Here is a 308-nt window from a genome sequence, read left to right on the forward strand (position 1 = left end):
CATTTTAACGAGCACGAAATTGTAAAGGAGCTACTGTCTTGAAACTAAGTGAAATAGCAAACGCAATCAGCGGAACTATAATAGGGAATGATATCGAAATCGAAAACTACACTATCGATAGTCGCGCCGCTAAAGATAATTCCTTGTTTATTCCTCTCCAAGGCGAAAGTGCCGATGGGCATCAATTCATCGATAGTTTTTTTAACGCAGGCTGTGCCGATATTTGTTATTACGGCATAATCCGGTTTTAGTATGCTTGAAAGTTCGTCGGGTGTATGTGCGTAATCAATTATGACTGTGTATGGTGT

At 39.9% G+C, this 308-nt stretch carries 1 protein-coding gene; it reads left to right on the forward strand.

What is annotated here, in order from left to right; genetic code table 11:
* Positions 1–143: 143 nt before the first annotated feature.
* Complete coding sequence (locus ACYVTD_RS18980) at positions 144–251, forward strand: hypothetical protein (RefSeq protein WP_461249132.1); 108 nt, start codon at positions 144–146, stop codon at positions 249–251.
* Positions 252–308 lie beyond the last annotated feature (57 nt).

The organism is Treponema sp. R6D11, from assembly GCF_054786075.1.